This window comes from Pseudomonas sp. BLCC-B112 (assembly GCF_028550695.1).
In the GTDB taxonomy this organism is placed as follows: Bacteria; Pseudomonadota; Gammaproteobacteria; order Pseudomonadales; family Pseudomonadaceae; genus Aquipseudomonas; species Aquipseudomonas danubii.
Window position 1 is genome coordinate 483,340 of record NZ_JAQQGK010000003.1, and the last position, 18,167, is coordinate 501,506.

Annotated in this window: 15 protein-coding genes and 1 pseudogene; 13 read left to right on the forward strand and 3 right to left on the reverse strand. The window is 60.9% G+C overall.

From position 1 onward, the window contains the following. Window positions 1-9 precede the first annotated feature (9 nt). The 7 genes and pseudogenes from PQT43_RS11025 to PQT43_RS11055 all read left to right on the forward strand — a co-directional run bounded on the left by PQT43_RS11025 (window position 10) and on the right by PQT43_RS11055 (window position 9,939). Window positions 10-3,022 (forward strand): annotated as a pseudogene (locus PQT43_RS11025) (type VI secretion system Vgr family protein). Between the two features lie 3 nt (window positions 3,023-3,025). Next, a complete protein-coding gene (locus PQT43_RS11030; RefSeq protein WP_272753872.1) occupies window positions 3,026-3,241 on the forward strand; it encodes a hypothetical protein in 216 nt (71 codons plus the stop codon). Window positions 3,242-3,748: 507 nt separating this feature from the next. Beyond that, window positions 3,749-4,180 carry a hypothetical protein gene (locus tag PQT43_RS11035; RefSeq protein WP_267268423.1) on the forward strand — a complete coding sequence of 144 codons (432 nt, stop codon included), beginning with the start codon at window positions 3,749-3,751 and terminating at the stop codon, window positions 4,178-4,180. A 71-nt stretch (window positions 4,181-4,251) separates the two neighbouring features. Continuing rightward, on the forward strand, window positions 4,252-6,426 hold the full coding sequence (locus PQT43_RS11040; RefSeq protein ID WP_267268422.1) for a T6SS effector phospholipase Tle3 domain-containing protein: 2,175 nt from the start codon (window positions 4,252-4,254) through the stop codon (window positions 6,424-6,426). Next, the gene (locus tag PQT43_RS11045; RefSeq protein WP_323808877.1) at window positions 6,426-8,015 is read left to right on the forward strand and encodes a type VI lipase adapter Tla3 domain-containing protein; all 1,590 of its coding nucleotides are present in this window, start codon (window positions 6,426-6,428) and stop codon (window positions 8,013-8,015) included. The genes PQT43_RS11040 and PQT43_RS11045 overlap by 1 nt, the downstream gene beginning before the upstream one ends. 55 nt (window positions 8,016-8,070) lie before the next feature. After that, entirely contained in the window at window positions 8,071-9,660 is a 1,590-nt protein-coding gene (locus PQT43_RS11050) for a type VI lipase adapter Tla3 domain-containing protein (protein ID WP_336314619.1), read from the forward strand. Between the two features lie 18 nt (window positions 9,661-9,678). Further along, entirely contained in the window at window positions 9,679-9,939 is a 261-nt protein-coding gene (locus PQT43_RS11055) for a PAAR domain-containing protein (RefSeq protein WP_102880175.1), read from the forward strand. 125 nt (window positions 9,940-10,064) lie between these two features. Here the strand turns inward: PQT43_RS11055 and PQT43_RS11060 are convergent, their stop codons facing one another. Beyond that, a complete protein-coding gene (locus PQT43_RS11060) occupies window positions 10,065-10,658 on the reverse strand; it encodes a DUF4265 domain-containing protein (protein WP_272753873.1) in 594 nt (197 codons plus the stop codon). 225 nt (window positions 10,659-10,883) lie between these two features. On the opposite strand from PQT43_RS11060, the gene PQT43_RS11065 reads away from it, so the two are divergent. From PQT43_RS11065 to PQT43_RS11090, 6 genes are read left to right on the forward strand one after another with little or no spacing between them, the layout of a single operon-like run. Then, window positions 10,884-11,957 (forward strand): glycosyltransferase, encoded by a 1,074-nt coding sequence (locus PQT43_RS11065; RefSeq protein ID WP_253085375.1) that lies wholly within the window; start codon window positions 10,884-10,886, stop codon window positions 11,955-11,957. Between the two features lie 52 nt (window positions 11,958-12,009). Then, the gene (locus PQT43_RS11070) at window positions 12,010-13,032 is read left to right on the forward strand and encodes a hypothetical protein (protein WP_272753874.1); all 1,023 of its coding nucleotides are present in this window, start codon (window positions 12,010-12,012) and stop codon (window positions 13,030-13,032) included. Next, window positions 13,029-13,763, forward strand: a complete 735-nt coding sequence (locus PQT43_RS11075; protein ID WP_110653755.1) for a hypothetical protein — start codon at window positions 13,029-13,031, stop codon at window positions 13,761-13,763. The genes PQT43_RS11070 and PQT43_RS11075 overlap by 4 nt, the downstream gene beginning before the upstream one ends. Further along, a complete protein-coding gene (locus PQT43_RS11080) occupies window positions 13,760-14,854 on the forward strand; it encodes a hypothetical protein (protein ID WP_267268420.1) in 1,095 nt (364 codons plus the stop codon). The genes PQT43_RS11075 and PQT43_RS11080 overlap by 4 nt, the downstream gene beginning before the upstream one ends. Before the next feature lie 51 nt (window positions 14,855-14,905). Further along, complete coding sequence (locus PQT43_RS11085) at window positions 14,906-15,529, forward strand: phosphatase PAP2 family protein (protein WP_267268419.1); 624 nt, start codon at window positions 14,906-14,908, stop codon at window positions 15,527-15,529. Beyond that, window positions 15,516-16,481 (forward strand): fatty acid desaturase family protein, encoded by a 966-nt coding sequence (locus tag PQT43_RS11090; RefSeq protein ID WP_272753876.1) that lies wholly within the window; start codon window positions 15,516-15,518, stop codon window positions 16,479-16,481. Before PQT43_RS11085 ends, PQT43_RS11090 begins: the two co-directional genes overlap by 14 nt. Here PQT43_RS11090 and PQT43_RS11095 read toward each other — a convergent pair. Continuing rightward, entirely contained in the window at window positions 16,451-17,392 is a 942-nt protein-coding gene (locus tag PQT43_RS11095; RefSeq protein ID WP_272753877.1) for an EAL domain-containing protein, read from the reverse strand. The two genes, PQT43_RS11090 and PQT43_RS11095, sit on opposite strands and share 31 nt — an antisense overlap. Before the next feature lie 99 nt (window positions 17,393-17,491). Then, a complete protein-coding gene (locus PQT43_RS11100; protein WP_272753878.1) occupies window positions 17,492-18,073 on the reverse strand; it encodes a CSS-motif domain-containing protein in 582 nt (193 codons plus the stop codon). Window positions 18,074-18,167 lie beyond the last annotated feature (94 nt).

An 18,167-nucleotide genomic window follows, 5' to 3' on the forward strand; every position in this document is an offset into this window, starting at 1 on the left:
ATGTGTGTCATGCGTCAAAGGGATTTGCAGTTCACGTTTTCCGTGCTGACCGCACAGGTGGCGTTCGAGGTTGTCGAGTTCACTCTGGAAGAGGCCTTGTCCGAGCCTTTTCGCTTGACGCTCGAGCTGGCCAGCGACAACGGTGCCATCGATTTTGGCCAGATCCTCGACCAGCCGGCCTTGCTGACGATCTGGCAAGGCGGCCTGCAGGTGCGGCATGTCCATGGTTTGGTCAGCAGCTTCACCCAGGGTAAAACCGGGTTTCGCCGCACCCGTTACCGCCTGCTGGTGGAGCCGCAACTGGCACGGCTGGCCCTGAGTTCCGACTGGCGTATTTATCAGCAGAAAACGGTGCCCGAGATCCTCAAGTCGGTGCTCGACGAGCACGGCGTCCTTGATTACCAGCCCTATATCCACACCCCGCATGCGCCGCGTGAATACTGCGTCCAGGCCGGTGATACCGACCTCTATCTGTTCGACCGCCTGTCCACCGAGGAAGGCCTGTTCTATTTCTTCAAACACGATGCCAACGCCCACACCCTGGTCCAGGGTGACAAGTTGTACGTCCAGGAGCGCATCCAGGGCGGGCCGGTGCTGTACACCACCCAACCGGCCGGGGATGCCCCGCAACCAGTGCTGTACGCCTTCACCTACACGGAAAACGTGCGTACCGCCGAGCAGACGCAGCGTGACTACAGCTTCAAGCGCCCGGCCTTCGACCAGCAGCAGCGAATGCTCGGCGATGACCTTGAGCATCAGGCTCAACGCTATGAGCGCTACGATTACCCGGGCCGCTACAAGAGCAGCGCCGTCGGCCAACCCTTCACCCAAAACCGCCTGTTGGGCCATCGTCACGATGCCCGGGTGGCGACGGTGGAAGGGGATGATCCGCGGCTGATTCCGGGGTTTTCCTTCCAACTGACCGGGCACCCCCGGGGTGACTTCAACCGCTGGTGGCGCTCGGTGCGCATCATCCACAAAGGGATACAGCACGCCAGCCAGCAAGAAGAGGCTGCCGGTGCCGAGATGGGCGTGAGTTACGACTTCAGCGCCCAGATCATTGCCGAGGACTGCGAATGGCGGCCGAGGCCACTGCCCAAACCGGTCATTGACGGCCCGCAGATAGCCACGGTGGTGGGCCCGGAAGGCGAGGAAATCCACACTGACGAATATGGCCGGGTGAAAATTCAGTTCCCCTGGGACCGCGAGGGCAAGCACAACGGCTTCAGCTCCTGCTGGGTGCGGGTTTCACAGAACTGGGCGGGGGCGGACTGGGGCCATATGGCGATCCCGCGCATTGGCCAGGAAGTCATAGTCGATTACCTGGATGGCGACTGTGACCAGCCAATCATCACCGGACGCACCTACCGGGCCAGCCATATGCCGCCCTACCGCCTGCCGGATCACAAGACGCTCAACACCCTCAAGAGCAAGGAACACAAGGGCAGCCGGGCCAACGAACTGCGCATCGATGACACCACCCAGCAGATCAGTGCAGCCTTGATGAGCGACCACGGCAGCAGCGCCTTGCACCTGGGGTACCTGACCCATCCCCGGCCTGAAGGGGGCGCACCCCGTGGCGAAGGCTTTGAACTGCGCACCGACGAGCACGGCGCCTTGCGCGCGGCCAAAGGGCTGCTGCTCAGCACCGAAGCGCAACTGCAGGCCAATGCCGGGCAACTGCAGCGTGGCGCCGCCATCCAGGTGCTGGAAGCCGCGCTGCAACTGGCCAAGGGGCTGGGCGACTATGCGCAAGACCATCAAGGCGTCGGGCACGACACCCAACCGCAGCAAACCCTCAGCGAGGCGGTGCGCGACCTGGGGCATGGCGCCAACGACGAGTCGCAGCAGAGTAACGGCGGCAACCCGGCCATCGCCCAAGAGCGTCACCCTGGCGGCGGGCGAGCATATCGACAGCGTCGCCCAGCAGAATCAGCAGCTCACCTCGGGACAGAAATTCGTGGTCAATGCCGGTAGCGATCTGGGCCTGTTCGCCCAGAGCGGCGAGATGCGCCACATCACCCACCAGGGGCCGATGCTGCTGCAGGCGCAACAGAACAGCATTCGCCTGGAGGCGGATCAGAGTGTGGAGGTCAGCGCGGGCCAGCAGCACGTGCTGGTGTCTGCCAAGGAGCACATCACCCTGATGTGCGGCGGGGCCTACCTGACGCTCAAGGGCGGCAATATCGAGTTGGGTATGCCGGGGAATTTCACGGTCAAGGCGGCCAAACATAGCCTCGTGGGCGGGGCCAGTCTTGCGGCGCAGTTGCCGAACTTCAACGTGGGCGATACCCAGCGGCGCTTCATGCTCAAACAGATCGATGGTCAGTCGGCCATGCCCAACGTGCCCTACACGATCACCCTGGCCAATGGCGAAATCGTCGAAGGCGTGACCGATGCGCAAGGCGCAACGCAGCTATTGCAGAAAGATGCCATGAGTATTGCCAAGGTGAGCATGAAGCGTTCGAGCAAGCCGCTGGTCACGGCCGCTGCAGCAGTGGGAGCGGCCGCTCTCGTGGCAAAGGTTTTCTCCGAACCTGATAGTGAAAAAGGGCGGGCCCTGACGGAGGGAGAAATCACTCTGGCGAAACGTGTGTTTGGCGACTCTATCGATTACGACAAGGTGCGCTTGCGTGATGAGGACTATGTGCCGTGGCAGGGGGCAACTTATGCCATTTCACCCAATGGGCATATTTACTTTGGAGAAAGCTTGCGTGGCGTTTCCGACTGGAGCCTTGAGGAGCCGGAATCACAGGGATTCTTCATTCACGAAATGACTCATGTCTGGCAACACCAACACGGAGTGAACGTACTGTTAGTGGGTGCCTATCAACAGGTAAAGCAATTTTTGGTAAGCAATCAATACGCTTACCACCTAGAGCCAGGAAAAACTCTCAAAGACTTCAATATCGAGCAGCAAGGCGACATCGTCCGCGACTACTTTATGGCAATGATTAAAGGGACAGCTGAGCCGATAGCCAAATTTGCATCCACATTAAAAAACTTTCCGGCAGGGTACTAAGTCATGAAAAAACAATTATCTCTTTTACTCATGACAACGGTCCTGATTACAACGCCTGTCCATGCCATTTCCAAAATGCCGCCAGCAACCCCTGTATTGATCAAGGATAACCAGCCTGTTGTTGATCTTCGGCCCTTGCTGGCTGGAACCAACAATGTAGAGATTACACATGTGTTTATCTGTCGCCTTACTGCGCTGCGCTGCGCTGCGCTGCGCTGAAACGATATGGGACATTGATCTTCCTGCTGGCTGGCAGCAGCCGGAAATCACTTTGCTTGGCGACTATTCGGGAGCCATCGTAAGAGTGCTCAGAAAGGAGGCTTTACAACCAGGAGGCAGTTACAACCTTTTCATTAACTTTAACGAGCGGAGCCGACGGCATCAGCAGACCGTTGACAACACGGTTACCGAGTTTTGTCTGGAAAGAAAAACGGGCGCCTTGCAAGTCCTATCCCGGAAAGATTGCCGAGCCCGAAGAATCGCCGAACAGCAAGGAACGCGCCAATGAACGGTGTGGCTATCAGGGCAAGCGCTCAAGAAGTTCAACAACGAGCAGCAAGGCGAAATGTGCGTGACTACTACCAGGGCCCGGATTTGGGATACATCGAGGCACAGGCGCAGTTTCATCGAGTGCTGGACAATTTTTCGCTTGGGTACTGAATCATGAGGTATTCGATACGGGCTGCGTTGTGTGTTGCGTTATTCATGCCATCAGTAGCAGAGGCCGTGTCCAAGCGTCCTCCGGATATTCCCGTGATGATGGAACTCGGGCGCCCAGTGGCAGACCTTGGACTTTTGTTGGCCAACACCAAAAATCTAGAAATCACTCATGTATTTCTCTGCCGTCGGACCGCCAGCAAGTGTTACGAAACGCTATGGGACATTGATCTTCCTGATGGGTGGATTCAATCCCGAATAGTGTTGTTAGGGGACTACCCAGGTGCGGTTGTCAGAACGATGAACCCCGAAGCGTTGCAGCCGGGAGGCAGTTACAACCTTGGTATTTACTTCAATGAGCGCAGCCGCTGGCACAAACAGACGGTCTCTAGCACCTTCTTGGAGTTTTGCGTGATAGAAGACGACGGCGTGTGGCAAATCCAGGATCCGGCGCTCTGCCTGGCTCGAAGAAATGCCGAAGAGCGTAAGTCTCGCCGCTGATATTGATTGGATGTAACCCCGTGGCGAGGCCTGGAAGCTCGCTATCGATGCCATCAAGGAGGAACTGCACGATGAACGACGCGCTTCGCACCAGGACCATTTGCACCGCTGAAGCGATCACCCTGCCAGGCGGTGGCGATGTGCACCTGATCGCGCCGCCCCCCAAGCCCTGCGTGACCATCGTGGTGCACGGCGTCAACGACCTGGCCGGTTGCTACGAGCGCATCGAGCGCGGCCTGTGCGAGGGGCTCAACGAGCGCCTGGACATGGCGCCGACCCTGCCCAATGGCGTGAGCAATCCGGGCTTTCTGCGTCCGGCCGGCTACAGCCTGCCCGAGGACGATGAGGGCAAGGCCCGCAACCCCGACGCGGTGTACTACCGGCGTAAATTCGCCGCCGCGGCCAACGGCGCCGACACCCGCAGTGTGGTCATACCGTTCTATTGGGGCTTTCGCGAGGAAGAGAAGCACATCATCAAGGATGCGCCCCACGGCGAGTGGATGGATCGCAACAGAAACCGCCTGGACAAGGCGGGCACCCTGGAGGGGGGACATTTCGTCAATGCCACCACCAACCTGCCGGACATGTGGGGCAAGGGCTTCAACGGCAAGCTGTTTGGCTTCATTTCCCTGGATCTGTTTGCCGGAGAGCTGACTCACCCATTGTTCTCCGCGCCTGGACGCCGCTACATGGTGCTGGCGGCGATGCGTCTGGCGATGCTGATCAAGATCATCCGCAAGCGCTACCCCAACGACACGGTGAATGTGGTGGGCCACAGCCAAGGCACGCTCATCACGTTATTGGCCCATGCCTTTCTCAATGAAGACAAGGTGCGGCCGGCCGACGGCGTGGTGATGATCAACTCGCCCTACAGCCTGTGCGAACCCAACATGGAGAAGCTTCAGGGCTTCGGCGCGCAGCAGACGGCCGAGGCTCGCCTGGCGACCCTTGACGCCATCCTGCAGTTCATTACCGCAGCGCCCAATCCGTACCCGGCCTTGTCGAGTATCGCCCTCAAGAACTGCCAGGGTTATGGCGCTATTGGCGGACCTGGCTGGAGCGGCGGCAGCGCCTGCGAAACCACGATTGACGCCAAGCGCATTGCCTTCAACGAGCGCGATAACCGAGGCAGTGTTTACCTGTATTTCACTCCACAGGACCAGACCGTTGGCCTGGCCAACGTCCAGGGAATCGGCTGGCAGGGTGTTGACGAGCAGCTGTATGGCAAGCCCCTGCGCCGGACCTTACCGCTGAGTTTCCACCAGCGAATCTTTACCCTGCGCAAGCGCGGTGGCGAAAAGGAACTGATCGGTTTGCACACGCCGCCCCATGCCTACCCATTGCTGCTTCAGGGGGAGGACACCTGGGAAGACACCGGTCTGCCTTGCCTGCAGCAGATGTCCGTGGCCCGCGCCTCCCTTGAGCAAGGGAAGTCGGTGATGCTGACCGCACCGTTATTGCCAGTGCCCGTTGAAACCAACTTTGACGCCGATGGCACAGTGGTCATGCCGGGAGCGGACTCCAACAGCGGTGTCTATCAGATCAAGGACAAACTGGCGCCCATCGACGCCGCCATTGCGATCAGCAATAAAGCCTGGACCCCCGAAAGCACCCGGCACAGCCGGCTGGAGGCGATCGACGAGGCCGTCGCCTTCAAGCACGGACGCGACATTGGTAGCGTTCAAAAGGCCCTCAACGAAGGCAAGGAGATATCTGAAACCACCCACGTGTTTGCCGCCCGAGCGACCGATGACGGCAAGGTGCTGGTGACGCGTTCAGAAACACCCTACGAGGCACGCATGCGCCTGCAAAGTGGCGGCAAGGACAAGGAGCACGAAGAAGCGCTGTCTTTCCACTCGGCCATTCCAAACAACCCTGAACATAGCCGGCGAGTGCTGGCGTATGACGTGGCGATAGGGGCGGGGGAGAGTGTGGATGATGTGACGTTTTATGCGTATTTGTGTCGGGTGGCGGATTGGCGGTTGGATTGGAGGAGCAATCGGGCCAAAGGAAGGGCACAGGCTGATTCAGATTTAGATAATGATCTTCCAGACGAAGCTGTACAGACCTTCCTTCGAGCGGAGACCGATAAAGACCGCGATCTGATCGTCTCTACAGTGACGTACCGCACAACTGGCACGCTACCAACCACGGTCGTGAACGACATGCCCTCTTTGGTGTTCTCGCAGACCTTGGCGGAGCGAAAAGCTGGCAAGCCTATTCGCCAGGGAGGCGAAGTAATCTGATGCGCTCGATATTTACCAGTTTGAGCGTTGCCAGCCTGCTGCTGGTCAGTTTTTCAACGTTGGCCGCGCAATCTCCATTAACGCTGACCCGCTGTTTTGCGAACCCGGCGACGCCCGTGCTTGCCTACCCTCTAACCAAGAAGACCGCTGATATGTCTGCTGATACTCGTTACCAAGCACCGACTACCTCACCTCGTCTAGAAACCCTGGATGTGCTCAGCATCGGCATAAGCCTGGATGTATTTCGTCAAGGGCAGACCTGGCAGGCTTTGCAAGAGCAGAGTGCGAAGCAAACGGAGTCACTGCACGTAGGCAGTATCTTGCCCATGGATCCAAATAAGTACCCAGTCACTGCTGACGACAAAGACACGGCCTCTGAAAAACGTGAAGCCGATGCACTTGAGCTAGGGCTCAGGGACTTTCTGGAGAAATGGCCGATTCCTACCGTCACTGTGGTTCGAGGTTGGGACTCAAAAGCCCCCAAACTACGCTTTACGCCCGAAGAAACTCAAGAGAGTTTATCTGTGATGGTCAACGATATGCGAACCCCTGCTGGACTGCATTGGCATCGTATTCGTAACTTACAGGACGGCATTGTCTGCAACGACACTCCCGAGGGCGTCATGGAGTCCCTGTTCCAACTATTCGAACAGCACCCAGACCTCCCGGCGCTGCTGGTGTACGTCAATGAAGGCTTCAACATGGCGCTGTCATTGACAACGAAAGGCAATAAGCCAATAGGACTTGGAACCGGCCCTCGACAACCTGGGGAGCTCACAGACTCAATGGTCGCTCTGGTCGTCGGTCGTCCCGAACGTGTCGAATGGCTGCGCTATTACGCCCCCTTCACCAAGGTCAACAAGAACAAGATCGACCCCGAATTCACCGGTTGGGGCTGGCGTAAACCTGCTTTCGAATTCCAACCTTCGGAATTCATCCCGCAACCTTGGACCGAGCGTGCTTTTGAACAGTGGGACGCCTTGCCAGTACTGGCCCGGATTCATCGCCCGGTCACGGTTTCCCAGCAGCGCCCGGACAACGGCGAGCGCCTCAAACGCGAAGCCTTGACCACTCAACTGGCCGCTGGCTGGAGCAAAGCCACTGATGCCGTTACACCAGCACCGGCCCGGGTATTCTACGACGGCGGTCTGAACAGCACGCCACTGGCCGAGTTGCTGCCCGCGTTGACGGCTGCCCGCAGCTCCCTGGACCTGCTCGATTCCCGCGAAGGCTACGACCTGACCCAGCGTTTGGGCGATACCGGCGCCGCCTCGCCGTTCGTGGGCATCGCGCTGGCGACCATGGCCAGTTACCAGAATGCCGACACCAGCGTGGTCATGCCTCTGCGTCGCAAGGATCAAGCGACCCTTATCACCATCACCTCGCCGACACCTGGGCAAAAGCCCGTTGGCAACAAATTTGGCATCAACCTGATGCCCCAAACCGCCAGCCATGACGACGGCGCCTCGGTAAAACCCGCGCCGGCTGCTCCTGCCGCATCGCGGATACCGGTTGTGGAAGAGGACTACACGCTGGAAGAGTTTCTGGCTGAGCTGAGGCCCAAGGACAACTGGATGGATGATCTCTAGCGCTGGCTGATCAAGCTGCGCTGAAGACTCGGGTCAAAGGGAGAGGGCTGTTTCGATGCACCGCATATTGTTGTTGATGGGCTGCCTGTTGTTACTCAATCACGGTGTTCAAGCCGCCGAACTGCCCCTGACTTCTGGTCGTTGCTTTGCCAGTTCGGCCACGCCCGTGACGGCCTATACCCCAGCCAGGAAGGCTTCCACCATGACTGTTGATACTCGTTACCGTGCACCGACTACTTCACCGCGATTGGAAACACTGGATGTGCTCAGCCTCGGCGTGAGTCTGGATGTCTTTCGCCAGGGAGATATCTGGAAAACCTTGCAAGAGCAAAATGTGAGAGAACCGGCGTCTCTGCACGTTGGCAGTATCCTGCCCATGGACCCGAAGAAGTATCCGGTGACAGCTGATGACAAAGATATTGCTTATGCAAAACGCAAAGCGGATGCATTGGAACTGGGACTGCGTAACTTCCCGGAAAAATGGCCGGTGCCCACCATCACAGTGGTCCGTGGTTGGAATTCCAAAACGCTGAACTTGCGCTTGAGACCTGAAAGAACCCAGGAAATGCTTACCAGTATGGTGAACAGTTACCGAACAGATGCGGGCTTACATTGGCATCGCATCCGTAATGTACGGAATGGGGTTGTCTGCAATGACACTCCCGAAGATTTTCTAGAAAGCTTGTTCCAACTCTTTGAGCGTAACCCTGATTTGCCTGCTGTGCTGATCTACAACTTGGAAGGCTTCAATATGGCCTTGGCGTTAACCACGAAAGGCAAAGACAACCAGCCTATAGGTGTAGGAACTGGTCCCCGACAACCTGGTGAACTCACCGACGCCATGGTCGCCCTGGTCGTCGGTCGCCCCGAACGTGTCGAATGGCTGCGCTATTACGCCCCCTTTACCAAGGTCAACAAGAACAAGATCGATCCCGAATTCACCGGTTGGGGCTGGCGTAAACCGGCGGTGGAGTTCCAACCTTCGGAGTTCATCCCACAACCCTGGACCGAGCGCGCTTTTGAACAGTGGGACGCCTTGCCAGTGCTGGCCAGGATTCATCGCCCGGTCACGGTTTCCTTACAGCGCCCGGACAACGGCGAGCGCCTCAAGCGCGAAGCCTTGACCGTTCAACTGGCTGCTGGTTGGAAAAAAGCCACTGATGCCGTTACGCCCGCACCGGCCCGGGTGTTCTACGACGGCGGTCTGAACAGCACACCTCTGGCCGAGTTGCTGCCCGCGCTGACGGCTGCCCGCAGCTCGCTGGATTTGCTCGACTCCCGCGAGGGCTACGACCTGACCCAGCGTTTGGGTGATACCGGCGCCGCCTCGCCGTTTGTGGGTATCGCGCTGGCGACCATGGCCAGTTACCAGAATGCCGACACCAGCGTGGTCATGCCTCTGCGTCGCAAGGATCAAGCGACCCTTATCACCATCACCTCGCCGACACCTGGGCAAAAGCCCGTTGGCAACAAATTTGGCATCAACCTGATGCCCCAAACCGCCAGCAGTGATGACGGTGCCTCGGTAAACCCTGCACCGGTTGCTCCTGCCGCATCGCGGAGGCCGGTTGTGGAAGAGGACTACACGCTGGAAGAGTTTCTGGCCGAGCTGCGGCCCAAGGACAATTGGATGGATGACCTTTAAGGTCGCTTAGGAGTGGGCATGGACATTATTCGACTAGGGGACAGTACCAGTCATGGCGGTTCTGTCATTGAGGCATTCAGCCAAACCGACTTGAACGGTAAACCCATGGCGGGTGTCGGGCACAAGGTTGTGTGTCCTCTGTGCAAAGGGGTTTTTCCTATTGCAGAAGGCAGTGCCCTGTTGGATGTCGGTGGTATTGCAGTGGCCCTTGACGGTATGAAGACCGCGTGTGGCGCCAGCCTGATCGCGAGCGGTCCCAAAGCAAGGGCTGCGTGTTAGCCGGGTAACGGCGTCGAAGTGTTCAAGAGCGCAGGGGGGCTGGCGCTGATCGATGAGCCACGGTAACGGCTTCTCAGGCCGGGCCATAGAGTGCTGTTGCGCTTGCCTTTTACTGAGCTGACCGCTCAATGGGTCATGCGTGGTAACGATGCCAGGGATGAGCATTGCGATTGTCGTTCGAAGTCGATCCCGTGATGCTGCAGGCAGGCGTCTTCATAGGCAATCTGGTCATCGTCAGCGATCGAGCAAAGGTAGGCGTCTATAGGTTCGAAGCGGCACTCTGGCGGTATATCAACCGAGAAGAGCGACAGGCTATGAGTCACTGAACAGTGGGCACCCAACTGTTGCAGTGTCTTGATGATGTTGGCTTTGTCCTGTGCATTTTCAGCGAAAACTCTGAGGGTGGAGTGGCCTCCTTGTTGAATAACGACGGTAGCGATCAGCTCGTTGTTTTCCTGTCGCGTATCAATCAGGTCGCCTTTGCTGAGTCCATAAATGTAATAGGGCGTGTTGTCGACGATGTAGGTCGTTTCGCCTTGTTTGATGCCCCAAAGGGATTCGGCAGCGACGGGTGGGTAACCGTCATCGTCCTGTTTCAGGAGGATGGTGATCTTGTGAAAGACTTCTGGGTGATGCTGTTTCATGCCCATGGGCTCCGCCCGCTCGAACGTGTCCGAGAGTAGTGATAGCTGATTCGTGCCGAAGAATACCTTATCCAATCGCTCCCTCAGGACAGATTCCAGCGGCTATGTGGGGGGCACTTCAATGGTGCTCCTGAAGAATCCGGGGTCTCGAATCGCAGCGGGGTCCAGCGACTGCGTTGGCCATCACACGGGGCGCACTTGGCGTTTGAATAATCTCGGGAATAATGCTGTGATTGCGCCCGTCGCGCCCCCGGGTGGCCGCACTTTTTTCAGAGATTCAGTGAAATGGATAGCCAAGCAATGACAACCAGGACGTCGCAGCTGCCTCCCGGCAGCGATAGGCGCGAGCGCCTGGTGGGTATCGCAGCCCATACCGCGCTGGTGTTGGAGACCAACAACCTGCGTGGCGGCAAGGATGCACAGGAGGCCTTGAACAGCCTCAAGCGGCTGATCGCACGCCTTGCCCAGCAGAGCCTGCCACCCCAGAGCTTGGCCCAGTGGGTCATCACCCACGATGGCCTCGATCCTGTGGCGCGCCAGGCCCTGTGTGCACTGGCCGGACGGGAACTGGACTTTGTCGAGATCGATACCCTCACCGGTTACTACGATGCCAAGAATGTCGGTTTCGACGCGGTCGACCAGGGGCGCTGCCAGTACGTGGTCTTTGCCGATGCCGATTGCATTCCCTGTAGCCATTGGCTGGAGCAGTTGCTCGTGCCTTTCGCCGAGGACGACGCGCCGTTGGCAGTTGCCGGGCGTACCAGTTATGCGCCCAGCGTCGCCGGCAGTGCCCTGACCGCCATCGACTTCATGTACTTCCCCAGCCCCTTGCGCCGCGGCGCCACGCGTAACTTCTACGCCAACAACGTGGCCTTTCGCTGTGACACCTTCGAGCAATATCGCTATGAGCCGCTCGATGGCATCTATCGCGCCCATTGCCAGGTCATGGGCCTGCGCTTGCAAGCGGCGGGCGTGGCGGTGGTCTATGCGCCAGGCGCCCATACCGAGCATCGACTGCCCGACAGCCAGGGCGAAGTGCTCAAGCTGCGCTGGCTCAGGGGTGGTGACAGCGTCGGCCTGACCCCCTATCTGGTTCGCGCCTATATGCCGGGCTGGCTGCAGTGGCTTGGGCGCAGTGGTCCGATCGGCCCTCTGTGCGTGATGCTCGGGCGCCTCGGCTACAGCCTGCGGGCCCTCAACCATCAGGACTTGCCGCCCTTGCGCGGGCTCCGACGTCTTGGGGCGATGCTGGTGGTCATCGGCATGTCGTTGCTCGACACCGCCGGCGCTGTGGTGCGTGGCATGGGCATCAGTGTCGGGCGCCGCAGCGCCGCTCACAGTGAAGCCTTGTCGTATCACCGCAACCTGGATTGATCCCCGTCGCGCCGTATCGTCGCACGCCGCCTGCGTGCCCACAGGACTCCCCATGAAAACACCTTCGCTCGCTTCATTCGGCTACTCCCTGGCCTGCCTGGCACTGCTGGCATTGAGCAGCCAGGCCAATGCCGCGCCTTCCGAGTTCAGTGGTCGCGGGGTGTTTCACTTCGCCTCGGACAGTGGCTGCGCGACCGTCACCCGCAGCACCGACCGCGACTGCAACCGGATTGCCCTGGATGTGGCAGATGCCCGGGCCAGCGTCGACCCGCAAACCCACGCCATCGTGATTGGCGCTGACGACCACCATGACAGCAAGACGGTGATCGGCGACGTGCTGCTGCACGGCAGTGGCATCGCCGCCGATGGCCAGCGCGTGCCGCTGAGCCTGCAGGTGCTGTTGCGGCGCTCGGGCACGAAGTGGAAGTCCGACACCTATGTGCACTCGCCCGTGCGCGGCAAGTTCAGCGACATCGTCCTCGACCCCTATCAGATCAGCGTCCGCGAAGGCGCCGGCGAGCGTGTGCTGTTCACCGCCGAGCAGGCGCGCAAGGTCCTGGCACAGCCGTCAATCGCCGCGCGAGTGGCCAGCTACTTCGTGGTCGTGCGTCCCAGCGATGCCCAGAACCCGGCGGCCGACGACATCACCATCGGCCTGGGTGTCGGACGGCTGTCCAAGTCAGTGATGCGTGCCAGTTTCACCGCGGCGCAATCGGGCACTGGCGAACTGGATGCGTTGCTGGCAACGGGCACCTGGAACCTTAACCTGCAGGCCCTGAGCGGCCAGATTCCGTTGTGGGTGGTTCAGCGCCAACTGTTCGTGTTCGGCCTTGAGGACAGTCCTCTGCTCAAGGCGGTGCGCCAACGCGGCCTGAACAAGCGCGACACCCTGGAATTGGGCGCGGTCAACGGCAAGGGCTACCTGCGTTACAACGGCCATGAACAACCCTTTGCCAATGCCGGGGCGTCCGGAACGGCCTTTATGCGTGACAGCTTTATCGGCCTGATCCTGGCCTGGCATCGCAGCCAGCAGGTAGCCACGGTATCCGCCACTGCCCGGCAGCCTGCGCAATGAGTGGGGGTGAAGCAGTCGCCACCGAGGCGGACTTCAGCTGCCTGAGCATGCCTCAGGCCCAGGGCCTGGGGGCGGTGCAGGCGCGCCTGGTGGATCGCATCAAGCGCGCTGCGCTGCGGCGTCTGCACCGTAGCCCCCGCGGGGAGCGCTTGTTGTTGCGCATGTACCTGGCCGGCGAAGACGCCACCGAGCGCACGCTGCTGGAAGACTTGCTCCCCCAGTCGCCGCCCTGGCTCGAGCGTCAGGTGCAACAGCACCTGGCCGATGAGCGTCGCCATGTGACGCTGTTTGCCGACGCTTTGCGCGGCCTGGGCGACGACGGCTCGGTGCGCCTGGAACCGGACTGGCTCAGCCGGCGCAAGATCCGCCGCTGGCAGCGCCTGGCCCATCGCTATGCGGCACATTTCGAGCATGGCCTGCTGGTGCCGGCCTACGCCACCGGGCTCTGTGCCGAGCAGATGGCCCAGCGGGTATTGAGCCGCCACTGTGCGGTGATCGGCACCGGGCATGAGCTGTATCCGCTGCTGTCGCGGGTCCTGGCCGACGAGAAGGCCCACGTGCGCTTGTGCGAGAACACCTTGCGCCGCATTGTCGCGCCCCATGAGTCTGTACACCTGGACCTGTTGCTCAAGGACATTCGCGCAGTGGATGCCAGTTTCGGCGTGACCGGTGCCCTGGCCATGTACGTCGCCGGTTGGGTCCTGGGCGGTGTGGGCAGCGCGGCCCGATGAGTAAACGGATTCTTTATCTGGCGACCGCCGATGCCCGTGGCCACCTGATGCGCGCGCAGTTGCTGGTGCATGCCCTGCGTGAGGCGGGGGGCCAGGTCGAGGTGCTGACGACCTCGGAGCAGGGGCAGCACTTTCTGCAACGCTTCGGCATCGAGGCCGAGCTGCTGTCCACGCACTATGCGGTGCAGTTCGACAGTGAGCAGAACATGCTGCGCCAAGCCACCAATCGCAATGTCGCGCATTACCTGTTTCGTCCCGGGCGGATGCTGCGGGACATTCTGCGTCTGGGGCGCAGGCTGCGCAGTGTGGATCTGGTGATCAACGACTCCTTCCATCCGGCGCTGCTGTACATGGGCATGCTGCCGGGATGGCGACGCAAGGTCGTGCACGTGTACGGCGCGAGCCTCAAGGTGGCACTGCTGAACAATTTCGCGGGCATGTGGCCGCGGCAGTTCGGGCGGTTGTTCGGCTGGATTGTCGACCGCCAGATCAACGCGGCGCGAGCCCGCATCGAGCATGATTTCGCCTATGAAGTGGACGACGCCCAGGCGCCGTTGCTGTATCGCCTGCCGACTCCGGTGGCCCTGGCGGCGGTGATGCCGGAACCTGCGGCCCCCGGGGCTGCGGTGTACCTCAATCCGCATTTCAGCGAGCCCAGCCTGGCCGATGCCTTGGGTACGGGCCTGGAGGACGCCGGCCTGGACGCGCATCGGGTGGGCGAGGGCTATGCCGGGCGCCATGGCTGGCTCGGGGTCGACCCGCACTGGGCCAGCCGCGCCGCCCAGGCCCGGCTGATAGTGTCAGCGCCGGGCATGGCGGCACTGTCCATCGCTCGGGTCTATCAGCGGCCGATCATCCTGGTGCTCAGCGATCAGCCCGAGCAGACCAGCAATGCGGCGCGTGCCGCCCAGCTACAGCTGCTGCATCGGGTGGTGACCTGGCGCGGCGACGCCGCGGACTTTCGCCGCCAGGTGACTGCGGCGGCGCAGCAATTGACCGCGGCGGCGGGGGCCGAGTCGACAGCGGCTGCCGGTCGGGCGCGGGCCCAGGGGCGGATCGACGCCTGGGTCAGCCGCCTGCTCAGCCTGTGAACACGCCGCTGTGGGCCGTGATCCACTCTTGCATCCACTAAGCGAGCAGCCATGAGCAATCCCTTGCCCAGCCCGACCCCGAGAGCCAACTATCGACAGACGCTGGTTGCGCTGCTGGGCCTGTTGTTGGGCCTGAGCATTTTCATCGGCGTGCAGCGACTGATCACGCCGCGCTACACCTGGGTCACGCCGCTGGATGAATGGATTCCTTTCATTGCCCAGTCCTGGTGGCTGTACGTGCTGTTCTTTCCCTTCGTGCTGCTGGCGGCGACCTACGCCAGTGCCGAAGCGTTCAGGACGTTCAAGAACGCCACGGGGATGGCTTTCGCCATTGCCCTCCTGTGTTTCTGGCTGTTCCCCGAGCACCTGCCCAGGCCCGATCTTGGCAACCTCGACAATGCCTTTTTGCATCAGCGCCTGAGCCGCATGTGGCAGCTGGACCTGGCGTCCAACGGCTGTCCCAGCCTGCATGTGGCGGTAACGTGCCTGGCCTGCCGTGCGCTCTGGTCCCACCCCGGCAAATGGCTGATCGGCATCACCGGTCTGTTGATCTGCCTGTCGACCCTGACCCTCAAGCAACACACGCTGCTGGATGTCGCAGGCGGCCTCCTGCTGGCCCTGGTCTGCGCCCTGGCCACCCAACGACAAGGAACCCATGCCCGTGTCCCAGCCTAATGCCCGCGCCGGCGACAATCAGGCGCTCAAGGCCTTTGTCCCGGCCGCCGAGCTGTTTGTCCTCAAGCCCTGGATCGGGATGCTGGCGCTGCTGGCCGACTGGCTGCTGATCGCTGCCGCGTTGGTCTGTGCCGCACGCTGGCCGCACCCGGTCACCTACCTGTTGGCGGCGCTGATCATTGCCCGCAGCCAGTTGGCCCTGGCGGTGATCATGCATGAGAGTGCCCACGGCCTGCTCCTGCGCCGGCAGGCACTCAATGATGGCGTGGGTCAGCTGTTGGCGGCTGGCCCGCTGTTTCTTTCCATGGCTACCTACCGCGCCGGCCACCTGAAGCACCACCGGCAGCCGATGCTGCATGACGACCCGGTGATGGCGGTGTTTGGCATGGGGGACTACCCGCTGCCTCGGGGCAAGCTGGCCAGGCGCTTGCTGGCGGATCTGTTCGGGGTGGGCTACTTCATCAGTGCCTACAAATTTGCCCGGGGTGATTACCGCGCCATCATGCCCAAGGTCGACAAGTCTGCGGGGCAGGTGTCCTGGGAGATCTGTTCAATGCTGCTGGCCAACGGCGTGCTGTTCGGCTTGCTGAGTGCGTTCGGGCACCCCTGGCTCTACCTGGGTTTGTGGTTGTTGCCGGCCATCACTTTGCTGCCCTTGATGGGCCGGGTCCGGGCGCTGATGGAGCACGCCGGCTTGCCCGCTCATGCTGACCAGAGCCAGAACGCCCGCAGCATCGTGCGTCCGAACGGGCAGACCTTCTTCTTCGGCCCCCATGGGATTCACTACCACATCGAGCATCACCTCTATGTACGCGTGCCGTTCTACCATTTGCGCCGCCTGCATGAACAACTGGCAGCGCGGCAGTTGCTGCCTGCGGCGAATCTCTATGGCGGCTACATCGGGGTACTGCGGGATGTCAGCTACCCGGCGTTGAAGCCGCCGGCGGCCTGACTCTCTGCGACGTCCCCGGTCCCATCCCCCGGATGCTGATCGATGAACTCCCGCAGTTGCTGAATGCTCATGGGGCGGCCGAACAGCCAGCCTTGGGCATACTGCACGCCATGTTTGCGCAAAATGTCGCGCTGGAGCGGATTTTCGACGCCTTCGGCAATCATCTGCAGGCCCAGGGAGCGGGCCAGTTCGATGATGTGCATCGTCACCAGGCTGGTGGGGGCGTCGGTGCCCAGGGTGTCGACAAACATCTTGTCGATCTTCAGGTAGTCCAACTCATAGGTGGCCAGGTACGACAGGCTGGAATGACCGGTGCCGAAGTCGTCGATGGCCACCTGGAAACCGTTGGCCCTGACCGCCAGTAGTACGGCGCGGGACTTGTCGGGGTCCATCAGGCCGCGCTCGGTGATTTCCACCATCAGGCTGCGCGGTCCCATGCCGGCTTCTTCGGAGAGTTTCTTCAAGCGCTGTTCGGCGTCCTGAGTCTTCAGATCCTCGCTGGAAAGGTTGATGGCGATGTGCAGGCGTTCATCGGCGCGCAGCAGTTCCGCGGCATCGCGCACCACGATTTCCATGACCCGGGCGGTGATGCGCTGGATCAGTCCGTTGGCTTCGGCCATGGGGATGAAGACACTGGGACTGATCAGCTTGCCGCCCTGGGTGCGCCAGCGCGCCAGGGCCTCGGCACCGACGCAGCGGCCATTGTGCAAGTCGATGATGGGCTGGTACTCGATGAAAAACTCGTCGCGTTCCAAGGCCGCTTGCAACTCCCCCTTCAGGGACAGGCGGCGCCGGGCCAGATAGGCGACCAGAGCGGCCAACAGCAGGCCCAGCACCAGCCCCAAAGGCGCGATGATCAGCGCGAGGCGCCGTACCCGCTCGGCCACCACCGATGAGGATTGGGCGGCCAATGCCGCGGTTTCGCTGTTGGACGCCGGCACAATGACGACGAAGTAGCCGTCATCTTCGAATTCCAGCGCTTTGCCATCGCCGCTGTAGCGCTGTACCCATTACTCCTTCACCACGCCGCGCTGGCCGATGATGCTGCGCAGCCGGGTTTGCAGGAAGGCGCTGGACACCGATGACTGCTGATTCAGCAGGTCCAGGGCAAAGTCGGGGTGAATGATGGCGGCGTAGTTGTCCCGGGCCACCACGGCAAACACCTGATCCGGCAGACCGGGCAGTTGTACTTTGTTCCAGAAGCGCAGGCCGCTGGGGTCCGGGCCCGAAAAAGCGCCCAACGCCAGGGGTTCGGTTTGGGCTTGCAGGGTGTTGCACAGCAGCGTCGAGCCGGCCATGCCGGCCATGCCCACGATGTGGCGATAGCCCAGTACCAGTCTGTGCATGTCTTGGAGCTGTTGGCTGGAACAGAAGGCTTGAGGAGGTTGCTGGTTGAGCTGGCTGATGGCGGCATTGATCTGCGCGCGCTGCAGGCGGGCACGCTCCAGAACGTCGTTGGCCACCTCGTGCAACGAGGACATGACCGCTTCGCGGCCCTGGCTTTGGGCCAGGTAGAGGGACAGCGACAGGGGCGCAAGCAGCGCCAGTAGGCCGACGGTGCAGGCCAGCAGGAGGACACCCAGCTTGTTCATTGAACTCTCCGTGACCCACTGACGGCCTCGCAAACGCTTGGCTGGGTCTTGATGACGTTCGGGAAAATGGACAGGAAAATGCCGAATGGCTTAT